The sequence below is a fragment of the Bacillus sp. FJAT-22090 genome (genome assembly GCF_007676755.1).
GTDB lineage: Bacteria > Bacillota > Bacilli > Bacillales_A > Planococcaceae > Psychrobacillus.
The window spans coordinates 18872-33002 of the sequence record NZ_VEBK01000017.1 but is presented as its reverse complement, the minus strand read 5'-3'; the positions used below and the strand labels follow the sequence as shown (position 1 = coordinate 33002).

Annotated in this window: 12 protein-coding genes; 1 reads left to right on the top strand and 11 read right to left on the bottom strand. The window is 32.6% G+C overall.

The genetic code is table 11. The annotated features are described in order from the left end of the window. Positions 1 to 106: 106 nt before the first annotated feature. From spoIIP to FS486_RS17310, 5 genes are all read right to left on the bottom strand, one after another. Positions 107 to 1162, bottom strand: coding sequence for a stage II sporulation protein P (gene spoIIP / locus FS486_RS20325; protein ID WP_144513269.1), 1056 nt, complete (start codon positions 1160 to 1162; stop codon positions 107 to 109). A 193-nt stretch (positions 1163 to 1355) separates the two neighbouring features. Next, positions 1356 to 1835 (bottom strand): C40 family peptidase, encoded by a 480-nt coding sequence (locus FS486_RS17325; RefSeq protein WP_260858141.1) that lies wholly within the window; start codon positions 1833 to 1835, stop codon positions 1356 to 1358. Between the two features lie 374 nt (positions 1836 to 2209). Next, positions 2210 to 2812, bottom strand: coding sequence for a YdhK family protein (locus FS486_RS17320; protein ID WP_144513265.1), 603 nt, complete (start codon positions 2810 to 2812; stop codon positions 2210 to 2212). Between the two features lie 467 nt (positions 2813 to 3279). Then, positions 3280 to 3654, bottom strand: a complete 375-nt coding sequence (locus FS486_RS17315) for a hypothetical protein (protein ID WP_144513263.1) — start codon at positions 3652 to 3654, stop codon at positions 3280 to 3282. Positions 3655 to 3904: 250 nt separating this feature from the next. Then, positions 3905 to 4825: a plastocyanin/azurin family copper-binding protein gene (locus tag FS486_RS17310; protein ID WP_144513261.1), complete on the bottom strand. Its 921-nt coding sequence runs from the start codon at positions 4823 to 4825 to the stop codon at positions 3905 to 3907. A 198-nt stretch (positions 4826 to 5023) separates the two neighbouring features. Between FS486_RS17310 and FS486_RS17305 the strand changes: the two genes are divergently transcribed. Next, entirely contained in the window at positions 5024 to 7072 is a 2049-nt protein-coding gene (locus FS486_RS17305) for a copper-translocating P-type ATPase (protein WP_144513259.1), read from the top strand. 87 nt (positions 7073 to 7159) lie between these two features. On the opposite strand, the gene FS486_RS17300 is transcribed toward FS486_RS17305, so the two are convergent. The 6 genes from FS486_RS17300 to FS486_RS17275 all read right to left on the bottom strand — a co-directional run bounded on the left by FS486_RS17300 (position 7160) and on the right by FS486_RS17275 (position 14131). Next, entirely contained in the window at positions 7160 to 7615 is a 456-nt protein-coding gene (locus FS486_RS17300) for a VanZ family protein (protein ID WP_144513257.1), read from the bottom strand. Between the two features lie 194 nt (positions 7616 to 7809). Continuing rightward, on the bottom strand, positions 7810 to 8544 hold the full coding sequence (locus tag FS486_RS17295) for an urease accessory protein UreH domain-containing protein (protein ID WP_144513255.1): 735 nt from the start codon (positions 8542 to 8544) through the stop codon (positions 7810 to 7812). 22 nt (positions 8545 to 8566) lie between these two features. Then, positions 8567 to 9490, bottom strand: coding sequence for a F510_1955 family glycosylhydrolase (locus FS486_RS17290; RefSeq protein ID WP_144513253.1), 924 nt, complete (start codon positions 9488 to 9490; stop codon positions 8567 to 8569). Positions 9491 to 9505: 15 nt separating this feature from the next. After that, on the bottom strand, positions 9506 to 10183 hold the full coding sequence (locus FS486_RS17285; protein WP_144513251.1) for a response regulator transcription factor: 678 nt from the start codon (positions 10181 to 10183) through the stop codon (positions 9506 to 9508). 52 nt (positions 10184 to 10235) lie between these two features. After that, positions 10236 to 11597, bottom strand: coding sequence for a HAMP domain-containing sensor histidine kinase (locus tag FS486_RS17280; RefSeq protein WP_144513249.1), 1362 nt, complete (start codon positions 11595 to 11597; stop codon positions 10236 to 10238). Positions 11598 to 12298: 701 nt separating this feature from the next. Continuing rightward, complete coding sequence (locus tag FS486_RS17275) at positions 12299 to 14131, bottom strand: TnsD family Tn7-like transposition protein (protein ID WP_144513247.1); 1833 nt, start codon at positions 14129 to 14131, stop codon at positions 12299 to 12301.

The following is a 14131-nucleotide window of genomic DNA, read 5'->3' as shown; positions in this document are numbered from 1 at the left end:
CCTTGAAGCTTTTATGGCTTAAGGTGCATTTAACTTTAAGATATCTAGTAATTTGAAATATAATAGGAAAACGAAATAAATTATGTCTTGGAACAAAAAAACTGATTTACTTTTCTTCATGAAAATAATATTCACTTAAAACATCAGCAAAAACCTCCGTAGTTCGATGAAGCTCTTCTACCGTATTATCTACGCCTCCAATTTCCACAATAATAGAGTTTGGAGAGATATCTTGATTATATATTCCATTTCCTTGGTTACTACTTTTTTTCATTATGCCTTTGGACATTCCGGGGTATTGACTATCTAAAATTGTTTGTAGCCCTTCCGCAAACGTAAGATTATTTTCAAAATCTTCATGGCCTGTACCTACAACAAATAACAATTTAGCATAATTTACTCCATTCATTGCAGTAGTAGTAGAATCACTACGCAAAGAATCGCGATGTAAATCAATAAAAATCTCTAAATCTTTATTATCTCTTAAGGCAGAACGAACTAAATCACCTGAGACATTATAAGAACTGTTGTAGTCCAATCCTCTTGTTTCTAGTTCCTGAATGATATCAGTTGAATCGACTGTAGTTCCTACTCCTCTTCTTTCCAGTGCCCTTCCAAGTAGTTCACCTACTAATGTAATATTTGCTTTAGAGTGATAAGCTTCTTCAGGTTTATCTGTACTTTCTAAATATGGTAAAAATGATTCCCTGCTATGAGTATGATAGATATACAGAACTTCCTTTCCGAAAGTTGAGTGTGACGTAGAAATCTCTTTTGGCGATTTCATATTTTCAAAAATAGCATCAATATTCTTTATAGTAAGTTCTCTTTCATTAAAAAAACTGTCCATAGAAGGCTGAAATTCATCTCTATCTTCTAGATTCAGATTAGTTTTCCCATGTGTATCTAGATTAGGTGTTTCTGTAAGTATCCCATCTAAATTTTCAGATAAACTATTTATTGATTCAACATGAAAAAAAGGGTAGATTCTATCTGCAAGTGTACTATCTATGTCTTCTGCTGGATCATAAAAAAATGTCATCCAGAAAGAAATAAGTAAAAGGATAAATAGCAAAATTGCAAATACTAATAAAGCACTCAGTAAAGTAACTTTCTGTTTTTTTGTAGTGTTCTTTTCTTTATCTAAATTGCTTGAAGACATTCGGTCGCTCCTTTATTTTCTAGGTTTGAAGTAGTTTTAAACTAATCAAGTATTTTCTTATCTCCACACCATAAAAAAGTATAACAAAAGATTATGGAGAATATATGGACAAGAGAGAATTTCTTACCTATCAAAGCATAAAAAAGCACAATCATCTATGCTGTGGATGATTGTGCTCTTCAAATTCTAAAAATTAATTATTAGTATTTTTTCCTTTTTCCATAGCTACAGTTACATTAGATAACCTTTTAGCACCTGCATATTTAGGTGCCCAGTAAGGATCTGTATTTAAATTAGCTTTTAAAATACCTTTACTTTTTGCTGAAATAAACTCTCCATTGCCTAAATAAATTCCTGTATGAGAAATACCCTTTTTGTAAGTATTCGCAAAAAACACTAGGTCCCCAGGCGCTAATTTATCTTTCGCTACCTTTTCTCCTACTTTATATTGCTCGGCTGAAGTTCTAGGTAAACTTAATTCAAATTTATTAAAAACATATCTTATATATCCAGAACAATCAAATCCTTTTGGAGTTGTTCCACCATATTTATATGGGGTACCATAAAACTTTGAAGCAAATGCTCCGATTTCAATTGATGTTGCAGCATTGACTTTATCTGCTGAAAATACTTGTACAGAAAAAATTAAAGATATCACAATTAATACTTGCATAATTCTACTTCTCATTTTACACCCCAGTAAACGTTATTTTTATAATTGTAACTTTATCACAAATAATGATATATACTCATTACAATTTGATTTCAAAATCATTACAAAATCCTAGTTTAACTATATTATTTAACATAAATTGGGACTATCTACTTATTTTTTAGATAAAAATAACTTTTTTGGATTTAACAAATGGTGAAATTACCTCCTTGAATTGATTTAGGTTTATCCTAGTCAGTAATTTAAAACTGTTATAATCCCTAGTCTAGTTCCGTTACTGCATTTCTATATAAAATAACGCATCATGCTCTATAAAAAGCAAAAAACCTATCCATAAAATAGATAGGTCTTTGCGGATAATCTAAAAATATAACTTATTTTGTTGGTGACAATTCACTTTCAGTTACCCATTTGTGATTAGCTACTTTCTCACCGGTAGTAGAAGTGAAATCAACCATATACACAGTTGTTTCTTCAGCCGAATCAATTTCAGCGGTTGCTCCTTCCATCCCCTCCATATGTTCTGCTGTTAAGATTACTTTTGTACCAGGTTCTAATGGTGCAGATTGTGGTTCTCCTAATTCTTCATGAATGACCCATTTATGATTTTCCACTCGTTCCCCACCAGTTATAGGAGTATATGAAACACTATAAACAGTTGTATCATAAGCACCGACAATCGTTGCTTCGGCACCTTTCATACCTTCCATATGACCTGTTTCAATAATAGCTTGACTTCCTACTTCAAAAGTTGGATTTTCAGTTACTTTTAAGTCTTCTGGAAATTCACCTGAACCAGACATATCCATATTGGAATGGTCTATACCTTTACTTTCTTCCGTAATCATATCCACTTTCTCAGGTGTGTTCTTGTTCGTATTCGTATTCGTATTCGTATTCTTTTCATCGCCAGCACATGCAGAAAGTATAATTGTGATAGCCAATGAAACAAGTACCATAACTAATTTTCTTTTCATTTGTTATCCTCCTATAAGTTCATAAGTTTACAACAAGATAAAGATACTACTCGTTGTTTTAAACAATCTTACACTGAAATTATGAAAAAATTATGCAGACCAGGCTCTGTAGATTGTATTGATCTGAATTTTATCCCTATGTAACTTGTCTTTATAATTTAATTCTTCCCAATTTAATTGAAAAAAACTTTCACTTTAATTTAATCTAAACGTTTTTTTGTTTTACACATTATTAACACCGTAGCACATCATCTCCCGACACTCTTTATATCAATGTAGCAAATATGATAACCCAGCTTTAACAATAAGCGTAACAAACGATTCATCAATTCATACGTACTCTAGTTTTGACGTACAAAAAGAGCATTGATTCTTTTGAAATCAACGCTCTATTAAATAGTATCTATCATATTGGATACAGTATGGTAGTTAGTTATTCACTTAACAGCATTTAAGTCTAGAAAAACTTATATGAAAAACCACCTAATAGTAGCCCAGGATATCAATAGAAAAGTGCTTGATATGGCTAAGAAGTACCAAATAAACTGTTTACTCTCTTGATTTTGTAGTTTTTTATAATCTTTATACGAGATTTCTCCCATAGCGTACATTAACCCATTTTCATTTGGTTCTACACTAATTTGTAATCCTTCATAGTTTACTAAATTTACCCTCGTAACTAGTGATAGTTCTTTTCCTCTACTTTGCATTATAAAATCTTGTATTCCAACATTTTTTTCATTAATAAAATCCAAACTTACTGGTTTATATATAGAGTTTTTAATTATCTTATCACTTATGATAAGAGCTTGTTGTTCGATTATATTAGTTGAAAAGCACATAGTCTTCACCTCATAGTTATTATATTCAAATCATGTTCCCAAGGTACTTAAATACGTAAAAAGAAGGTGAATAGTGTCACAAAGTTCTTAATAGCATAGGTAGAACTTTAACTTTATTCAAAGGACTATTAAATACCTTACAATAAACATGTTATTAGCGCAAAATTGAGGTATTATTAATTAGTTAAAGTTGTGGAGCTTGTTCAATTTAATCTAAATTTATTACATTTTTATTTATCAATCTAATTTCCTATTCCACTACAACCCGACCGACCATTCCAGATTCCTTATGTCCTGGTATTGTGCATATATACTCGTAAACTCCTGTGCCAACAGGAGTGAAAGTAATGTTTTCTGTACTTTTTGGTTCGGCATGAAGATGTACAAAACTTTCATTTGTCTTATTATTTTGATTTAGGTTATTTTCGTTAAATGTTGGGATTTTTATTTCGATATCATGCTCAATATTGTCCATATTTTCTAAAACAAAAGTGACTGGCTGCTTTTTTTCTATATGTATTTCTGTTATTGAGTATTTCATATTTTTTGCTTGTATTGTGATAACTTGTGAATTTTTTTTTATATTGTTCGCTCCGCTTTTAGAATGGTTCTGGTGTTCTAATGTAGATTCCTTAGATATCGAACTCTTTAAGTTTTCTGCTAAGGGAACACCTCCTATAAAATAAATAGTAACAATAATTAACAGGATGACTGGCTTTAATAACCACCTTTTACTTTTTATCTTTTGATTATTCTTGTCAGGTAATAAGACAAATAAAAAGATTGTTGTAATAGATAACAATAGAAATATTCTTATTAAAGCAATTGATTGTTCTTCGTTGATCATTTCTCCTAACATCGCACCCATCATACCACCCATCAAACCAGACATTACTCCTTCTAGAATAGATAAAACCCCAAAATATCCGCCACATATTAAACCAGCTAACATTCCGATAACCATCGATAGAATTGTTGAGTGAAATAAGTTCCCTTGAAATGTAAATCCTAAGAGAATACCTGCAGTCAATCCAATATTCATACCAAAAAACATAGAAGTTACCATCCCTTGCATGGGATTAAAAATACTTTTCGATGTCTTTGCTAATATAAAGACTATTATAGTTAACCCCATAAGCGATGCTAATATAAATAATTGATAATATCCCATCTACCCATCCTTTTTATTAAATTTTAGATCTATCTTTCATATTCTAAATATATTTTATACCCCTTCACGGTATGCAATATTCAAAGAAATAATAATACTTCATTTAATTCAGGTATTATAACCTTTGCATAATTAATGCATATATATTTTATATAATAATTGCAAAACTATATATAACGAGGCAGGTGGAACTAATAGATGACTAAGCATTCACATCATGAACACAATTTCGACAACCAAAAAGAAGGAAGACATAATAACCATGGTGTTGAACAAACCCATGGCAATAAACAAAATCATAATCACCACCCCCATATGGTGGAGGATTTTAAAGTACGTTTTTATATTTCATTGGTTATTACGATTCCAATTTTAATACTCTCCCCAATGATTCAAATGTTCCTTGGAGTTGATTTGCGCTTTGACGGCGATATGTATATACTACTAGCGCTCTCTACATTCGTATTTTTTTATGGTGGTTGGCCATTTCTAGTGGGAGCAAAAGCCGAATTTAAAAAACATAACCCTGGAATGATGACACTAATTTCATTGGCTATCAGCGTGGCGTATGTATATAGTACAGCTTCTGTATTTGGTTTTGCTAAAAACGATTTCTTCTGGGAATTGGCTACTCTTGTTGACATAATGTTAATTGGCCATTGGATTGAAATGAAATCCGTCACGGGTGCATCTAAAGCTTTGGAGGAACTCGCTAAATTAATGCCTTCGGAAGCTCATCTTGTTGACGATGAAGGTAGAGTAACAGAAGTAGAAGTCGCTAGTTTAAACCAAGGTGATCGAGTTTTGGTCAAACCTGGTGAAAAAATCCCTACAGACGGTAAAATAATTGATGGAAAGTCTACGCTTGATGAATCCATGCTAACAGGTGAATCTGTCCCTATTGAAAAAGAAGCTAACCAAGAGGCAATTGGAGGATCTATTAATGGTGAGGGTGCCCTTATTATTTCTGTAATGAAAACTGGAAATGAAACCTATCTTTCCCAAGTTATTAGTTTGGTAAAAGAGGCACAGGAATCTAAGTCCCGTGCTCAAGACCTTGCAAATAGGGCTGCAAAATGGTTATTTTACGGTGCACTTGTAGCAGGTCTAGGAACATACTTCATTTGGATATCTCTTGGTTATCCTGTTTCTTTAGCCATGGAAAGAATGGTGACCGTATTAATCATAGCCTGTCCTCATGCTTTAGGGCTTGCAGCACCTTTAGTGGTTGCAGTATCCACTTCAATTGCTGCTAAAAACGGCCTTCTGATTCGAAATCGTGCAGCCTTTGAAGGTGCACGCAATATCGAGGCAGTCGTATTTGATAAGACAGGAACTTTAACGAAAGGTGAATTTGGTGTAACAAATATTAGTACTTCCCCGGACTATAATGAGAGAGATGTTATTTCATATGCAGCGTCTGTAGAAGTTCAATCCCAACACCCTTTAGCAAAAGGTATCACAAATAAAGCAACGCAAATGGGAATAACACCTTCAAAACTAGAGAACTTTCAATCATTGACCGGTAAAGGACTACGAGGAACAGTGAATGGAAGACAAATCTTAGTGGTTAGTCCTGGTTATATTAAGGATATGAATTTAAATTATGACAAAGAACAATTTGACATGTGGTCATCAGAAGGTAAGACGGTTGTTTTCACTTTGGTGGACAATAAGTATGCAGGTATGATCGCACTTGCTGATATAGTTCGCGAAACAGCAATAGATGCCATTAATCAACTCAAAGAAATGAAAATTAAGTCTATTATGCTAACGGGTGATAATGCTAAGGTTGCGCAATATGTTGGACATCAGTTAAGTATAGAAGAAATCTTCCCAGAAGTTCTTCCTCATCAAAAATCCGAAAAGATTAAACATATACAAACGACAATCGGTCTTCTTACCGCAATGACGGGGGATGGTGTCAATGATGCACCGGCTCTTGCAAAAGCAGATTTGGGAATTGCTGTAGGTGCGGGGACTGATGTTGCAATTGAAACAGCTGATGTCGTCCTTGTAAAAAGCAATCCCCTAGATGTAGTTAATATTATAAAGCTTTCAAGAGTTACTTATCGAAAGATGACACAAAACTTGTGGTGGGCTGCAGGATATAATATTGTAGCAATTCCATTAGCAGCGGGAGCTCTATATAAATATGGAATTGTACTAAGTCCTGCAATTGGGGCTATCTTGATGTCACTAAGTACAGTAATAGTAGCTATAAATGCGCGACTACTAAAGCTGTAGGTGTTTCTCATATTAAATGTAAAAGCTCTAAGAAGAAGTATAGTCTTCTTAGAGCTTTTACAATTTTTATGAATACGAATTAATTTACTACTTCTGTACAAATCTAATATTCCAAATTGCAAATCCTATTAAAGCACCGAGCATATTTAGAATCAAATCATCGATATCAAAACTTCCTCTTCTTGAAACTACTTGTGTTACCTCAATAAATAATAATAAAACAGTCATCGTAATTACATATAAACGTATTTTATTTAATTTTTTTATATAGAGTGGTAAATAAATGCCCATAGGTAAAAACAAAATTAAATTACCACCAAGATTTTTTAAAGGAATGGTAATATTCAAGGTTCCATGTACTATAGAATGAACATATAGATTTATAGTTCTAAATGGTATAAAATTCGAAGACCACTTTATGTATTCCCTAAAAGATAAATCTGACCATCTATAACCTCTTGAGTCTAAGAATAATATAAAAACTAATGCAAATAAATATAATATAAAACTAATACTAACTAAAGTGTTTTTAGCAGTTTTCATTGATTTCCTCCTGGTAATTTCACTCATCAACACAAACTACTTCCTAAAACTACAAAATTTAAATAAAAAATACATGGAGAGACCAGTTTGCCAGCCTCTTCCATGTAGTATTTCCAGTATAGCTATTTAAGTTGTATATCCTTTAACTGCTTTTCACACTAACACGAAAAAATATTTATCAAACTATCTTTAAGCTATATTCCCCAATAAGTTATTGTATCAAAAAGACCTATAATAACTAGAACAACCCCAGCTATGCGTTGTATTATCCTTCCCATCTTTATACTACTTTTCATGATTAATTTCTTAGCATCAAAAAACCATATTAAAACAAATAGAAGGATTAGTGGAATCGACGTTGCAATTCCAAATACAGCTGGTAATAAAAAACCATAGGTAGTTGATACTACAGTTGGCATAAGCCAGACAAAAAAGAGAACAAACATAGTTGGGCAAAATGCTAGGGAAAAACTTGCTCCCAACATAAAGGATCCCGACTTTCCTTCCTTTAATGCCATAGGGATATACATTGTTAAACGGTTAAGAAATCTAAGCTTAAAAAACCCTAAAAGCACAAGTCCAGTAACCACTAGGAGTGGACCAATTACTTTGCGGAATAAAGGGAAATACTCTGTCATCTTAGTTTCAAATGATTGACCAAATATCCAAGCCAGCAACCCAATCAGACTAAATACAACAACTTTCCCTGCTATAAAGGCTACTATTTCTCCCCAGTTATTCTTCATTTGTACAGTACGATTTCCGTAAAAGGTAACTGCGCTCATATTTCCTGTCAGTTGGCACGGTGCCACAGCTCCAATCAAACCAAGAAGGAGCGCAACTATAATTGGGGAATGTTCAGAGGAGTGTAAGAAAACTGTAACTGGTTCACTAATTGTTTGACTAAACTTTGCCATCAAACTATACATCTATGAAACACCTTCCACCCTCTTATTTTGATAACTCACCGTTAGAAGATATTTTATCCCAAGATAGTCCTTCATCTTTAGTTATATAAATATTATTATTAGATGTAACTAATACAATCTCTTTTTGGTTTTCAGGATTAACCGTGACAAAAGTGATTGGATCCTTCTTCAGATCTTTTGGAAGTTGTATGTTAATTTCTACATTACTCTCAAACAAGAAGGATTTAAGGTAGACAGTATCGTTTTCAAGGTTGGTATAAAACCCTCCCGTTTCTGTCAACGCTACATAAGTGACCATTTTGGTATCATTCATTGGCTTAAAATTTTGGCCATAATCATTCGATATAAATATTCCGTCCTTACTACCGATTGTAATTATTTCTTTACGGGTCGGATGGGCAGACAAATTAGAAATATAGTTGGAAGTAAATCCATTCATAGCTGCTTTAGTCCATGAAGCCCCTTCATCAATAGAATAATGTAGACCTTCGTTCATCTCTTCAACTGGCGTTTCATTTAAAACGTAAATCGTATTGGAATCATAACCAGCTGCAAGATAATGAAAATCAATCTTACCGTAAAACGCTAATTGTTCGAAACTCCCACCTTTATCTATACTTTTAATAAGACCAAGAGGATTTTTATATTCAGAATCTTCTTCTGGATGACCACTTGAAAAGAATCCTTCTCTTACAGCTTGAAAGCCCATATAGTCATGTTTTTGACTATTTGCTTCTTGCCAACCATCCTTTTCATATTTATATAATCCCAAATGCGTTGCAATGACTACATCGCTACCTCCGTTGATATACCCCAAACCGTGTATATGATCAATTTGATTATTTTTTACTTCCCCAAACGAGAAAACTTCAGTTTCATTTGAGTTACATGCAGATAGAACTAATATAAATACTAATAAACCTAAAATAATTTTATATTTCTTCATTTTGACTTTTCTCCTTTAACTCCATTTATATCCTATTCCCCATACAGTTTTAAGAAATTCATCAATAGGAAAGCCAGCATTTTTTAACTTCTCTCTTAAATTTCGAATATGTGAGTCCACCGTTCTCGTATCTGTATATGTGTCATATTCCCAAGCAGCATGTAAAAGTTCTTCTCGTGTATAAGTCTTTTTAGGCCGAGAAATTAATGCTTCCACGATATAGAATTCCTTCAGTGTTAATTGCGAGATTAGACTATGATATTGCAAGGAATAAGTTTCTTTATCTAACTTAAAGTCTTCGTAGGAAATCTCTTCTTCCTCTGTTTCGTGTTCAGAGAACCGTCGTAAAACGGCATTTACTCTAGCTACCAACTCTTTTTCATCGAAAGGTTTAGTAATATAATCGTCGGCCCCAGTGTTTAATCCTTTTACTAAATCCATCTTATCGGATCTAGCTGTAAGCATAATAATAGGTACATTTGAAAATTCACGTATCTCTCTACATACTTCCCATCCATCTATATCTGGCATCATAACGTCTAACAGGACAAGATTAACTTTCTCATTTCTTAGTAACTCAATTGCTTCCTGGCCATTTGTTTCTTTAATGCATCTGAATCCAAGCGGTAGGAGAAACAATTCAATTAGATCTAACATCCTTTGTTCATCATCAACCAATAAAATTGTCCGCATATATCCTAAAAACCTCCTATTTGATTAGGCCTAGACAAAATTCTAAATAAAGCTAAATCGTTATGGTAAATGTACTTCCTTTGCCCAAGACGCTTTGGACTTCAATGCTACCACCATGTGCTTCTACTAATTCCTTCACAACAGCAAGTCCAATTCCCGAACCTCCAGATAAACGTGAGCGCGACTTTTCAACACGATATAACTTTTCAAAAATGAATTCAATCTCATCTGAGGGAATACCAATTCCGAAATCTATTACGGAAATGATTGTTTTCTTTTCTTTTTTATGAACTTTCAGTGTGACCTGTGTATATTCTTTAGAATACTTCAAGGCATTATCCAGTAAATTCAATACAATTTGTTCTAATCGTAAGGAATCAGCATAGACTTGAAAGTTGTCTCCGCATACAAAACTAAGCTTAATATTCTTCATCTCAAAAGAAGGTCCAACTAGTTTGATAATATTTTCAAGAAACGTTTGTGTCCAAAAATAATCTTTTGTCACAGTAAAAGTATTTTCATCCATTTTAGCTAAATCTAATAAATTTCTCACAAGTTCTTTCATTCGTTCTGACTCTTCAGTTATTATTGCAAGATACTGTTCTCGTTCTTCTATACTAATTTCTTTTCTCATGGCTACATTTGAATAACCAATTAAGTAAGTTAAAGGGGTTCTTAGTTCATGAGCAATCGAGGCTAAAAACTCATTTCGCTCTGTTTTCATCCTTTCTAAATCATCAGCTAATTTTTGAATAGAACCTGACAAATCACCAAGTTCATCTTTACCGATGTATGGAAGACTCACTTCAAAATCGCCTTTGCTTAATTTCTCAGTAGCTTCCTTCATACGTATTAAAGGTCTTGTGAGAAGTCTAGATAGAGCTGTATAGACAATAAACAGAAGAAAAACACTCGTCCCACCAGCAATCCCAAAATGCATGTTTAGCTTACCCACCAATTGTTCAATAGAACTTGTACTTTGAAACATGACTACATAGCCAGATTGTTTATTATTCCCTTTGTAAGGGTGTGCACTAATGATATATGGAGACTCTTCCCAATCTGAAATCAATACCTCATCGATTCTCAAATCAAGATTCTTAATTAGAGGAAGAAATTCAGTTATAGATGCATTGTTTTTGAACGAGCTACTAATGATTCCACCTTTATTATCCGTAATGACAACTTCTCTCTCTCCTCCTTTTTCCATCAATACGATATGTTTCAAGGTTGTGTCGGAATAGTATTCTTCAAGAACTTCTCTATGATTTGATCCGTTTTTTAACAATAAAGAAAATTCCTCATCAATTCTGGTGTGAATAATATTTTGATGGAGATAAAAAATTAGAAATGTTTCCATTATCAATACAACAATAAAAAAGTAGGCTGTTAGCTTTGTCGATATTCTATTCATTAGAGCATTCGAACCTCCCTTCTGGATAAATTTAGAATGTTAAGTTTCATTAACATTGTTATCCATATAACAATCACAATAAGTTTAGTTAGGTATTGTTTACTATATATATTGCTTTACACCTACTTCTCTCATCTTGCCCTGATTATTTTCTCTATTTCGCTTCTGGGAACAATAAGAATAGTAGTTGGAAAAGGATGGATATTATCTTACTCCATTACACTTTTATTGTCATCAATTAAAACTGGATAACTTAAGCCATTTCGATTAGCTAGTATTTGATGACTTATTAAAATGAAATTATTTAACGAAAGGGTCCTAAAAGTAATATTAGAGTCATTTTAAGTTTAAGAAAATTATTCAACTAGAGTCTACGAAGGATTTGTCTTGGGACAACCGATTAAGGCAATCCTCTGAGATAGTATAGAGAATAAATATGAAGAAACTATGCAGAAACCAACATATAAACAATTTTCCATTATTTCTTTTATAGATAGGTACCTTAGCTAATCGCATTTCAATAGCATTCATTTTTACTTCAGTTGGATAACTGACTTTTGTCCTCATAGAAAAAACACCTCCTTATTGAATTTAGAGGTATTGTATACCCGTTTTTCAACGAAAGGTGTTTTTATTTGTCTCATTTGTTTAGGTCGTTGCGAATTATGAAATGTTTTTTTATATTAATAAGAATCCTTAAACTATAAGTAACTATTCATATCTGCCTCTAACTCTTGATAAAAGTAATCTCTAATTCCTGCCTTACGCCTTATTTTCCAAATAGTCAGCTCTTCATCTTTTAACTGATCTACCGACCATTCAATACGTTTCTTTTGGAAATCTAAAACCGATTCAGTAACAGTATTAATAAAGTCTATTGTTAATGGTAATTTATCTGCTTTCTGTTCCAAAAGAGATTTCTGATTTATTGCCTTTGCAATACTACTTAGTGTTATCCGTACAGGCTTATCTCGACTACTTAATTCCTTCCATGCATTCTTAACATCCTTTAAAGTTTCCACATCTCTTTCAGACCAATCTACTCTTTTATTGATGCTTTTTTTTCTTAAAGAAATGGGTGAATGTTGATTTAACCATTCCTTATCAGCCCTGTATAATTTCATATAAAGGGAAGGTTTCTTCTTTCTTAGCTCAGTTTTTGAAAAGGTCGGATTTTGGAGTACTAATTCTAACCACTGAGACTTAAAATCATGGTGTGAATAATCTACCTTATTCTCTGTTACATTTTGTTGTTGAGTGTTACGAGCGTATTTAATTATAGTTTTTGTATCTACTTTCATTATTTTGGCACAAGCTCTATAACTTAACTTCTCGACTTGTATTAATTGTTTTAGTTTATTATTCCAGATGTCTCCAAGTTCCTTTATTCTCCCCACTTTTTCTTTATCCTCTGGAGTTTTATCTGGACCCCTTCGTGAATACACAAACCCACAGGAACAATAAAAAGTCCCTACAGGTCTCTTTGTGTCGTAACAGCTTGTAATCTTTAGATTTGTAATAACTGGCTTTAGATAGTGCTGTGCTGCCGGATTTAAGCATAGATACGGTTTTTCACCAAAGGGATTATAAGACTTATTAGCATATTGATAAATTGTATCAATAGACTCATCTAAAAAATGTATAAATAATAAATGCCTTACTGGATGAAATGATTTTCTATGTTTCCTTGTAATCGATTTTAGCCAGCAATCATTATTATTTTCGCTTGGTAATGATTGCATTAAATTTAAAAAGTCCAAACCAAACATCCCAATGAAATCTTCCACTAAACGTTTCTGATCTATATTTTTTGGGGATTTCATATACCCTTTTTCTTGTAATAAATAGTGATATATCTCCAAAAGTTTTATTTGGTCAAAATTGTAGTCTGCTATCGTTAATTTATAACTCTCCTGGGATAAAATATATAATAAATGTTGGTTAATTTTAGAAAAATCATATTGGATATTATCTTTACTAATCATATCTTTTAGAACAGTTGGACGCTTTATACATGAATTCTCTTGCCTAAATAACACTGAACTATCTTCCAGAATCATGTTATGTACTAAACAGACAAATACACTTGGTAGTTGCTGATAAGTGCGCCAATAAGTTTCTCCATGCTCTTCCATGTCTTTACACAAACACTTAGGGCAAAAGCGATAATAAACAGGTTCTTTTACAGTACTCGCCATTTGTCCAGTTATATAATGCAATAAGTTTTTCCCTTTGCTAATTAACATCGTTTCCCTAATAATTAGTTTGGTTTTCTTCGTATTAAAGTTTGTGTAATAGTGATATAAAGTATGTTTATTAATCCAATCATCTACATTCATTTCACTAAAATGACAAATGTTTTCATACAACTCTTCTAAATCAGTAGGGAAATCTGGAATAATAAATGCTTTGTTTTTTCCAAATAACTCCTCTGTGGTACTTTTTAAAGTTATATTTCCAGAACGATTATGATATCTTGCTAAAACATTACTTAGTAATTCATCTTTATAAATAGATGGAAAGAAAGCTATCAA

What these genes read in the sequence shown, in the direction of transcription:
- FS486_RS17320 (WP_144513265.1), bottom strand. Translation starts at nt 2,812, where the DNA reads ATGAAAAGAAAATTAGTTATGGTACTTGTTTCATTGGCTATCACAATT.
- FS486_RS17285 (WP_144513251.1), bottom strand. Translation starts at nt 10,183, where the DNA reads ATGCGGACAATTTTATTGGTTGATGATGAACAAAGGATGTTAGATCTA.
- FS486_RS17280 (WP_144513249.1), bottom strand. Translation starts at nt 11,597, where the DNA reads ATGAATAGAATATCGACAAAGCTAACAGCCTACTTTTTTATTGTTGTA.
- FS486_RS17295 (WP_144513255.1), bottom strand. Translation starts at nt 8,544, where the DNA reads ATGTATAGTTTGATGGCAAAGTTTAGTCAAACAATTAGTGAACCAGTT.
- FS486_RS17325 (WP_260858141.1), bottom strand. Translation starts at nt 1,835, where the DNA reads ATGCAAGTATTAATTGTGATATCTTTAATTTTTTCTGTACAAGTATTT.
- FS486_RS17305 (WP_144513259.1), top strand. Translation starts at nt 5,024, where the DNA reads ATGACTAAGCATTCACATCATGAACACAATTTCGACAACCAAAAAGAA.
- FS486_RS17310 (WP_144513261.1), bottom strand. Translation starts at nt 4,825, where the DNA reads ATGGGATATTATCAATTATTTATATTAGCATCGCTTATGGGGTTAACT.
- FS486_RS17300 (WP_144513257.1), bottom strand. Translation starts at nt 7,615, where the DNA reads ATGAAAACTGCTAAAAACACTTTAGTTAGTATTAGTTTTATATTATAT.
- FS486_RS17315 (WP_144513263.1), bottom strand. Translation starts at nt 3,654, where the DNA reads ATGTGCTTTTCAACTAATATAATCGAACAACAAGCTCTTATCATAAGT.
- spoIIP (WP_144513269.1), bottom strand. Translation starts at nt 1,162, where the DNA reads ATGTCTTCAAGCAATTTAGATAAAGAAAAGAACACTACAAAAAAACAG.
- FS486_RS17290 (WP_144513253.1), bottom strand. Translation starts at nt 9,490, where the DNA reads ATGAAGAAATATAAAATTATTTTAGGTTTATTAGTATTTATATTAGTT.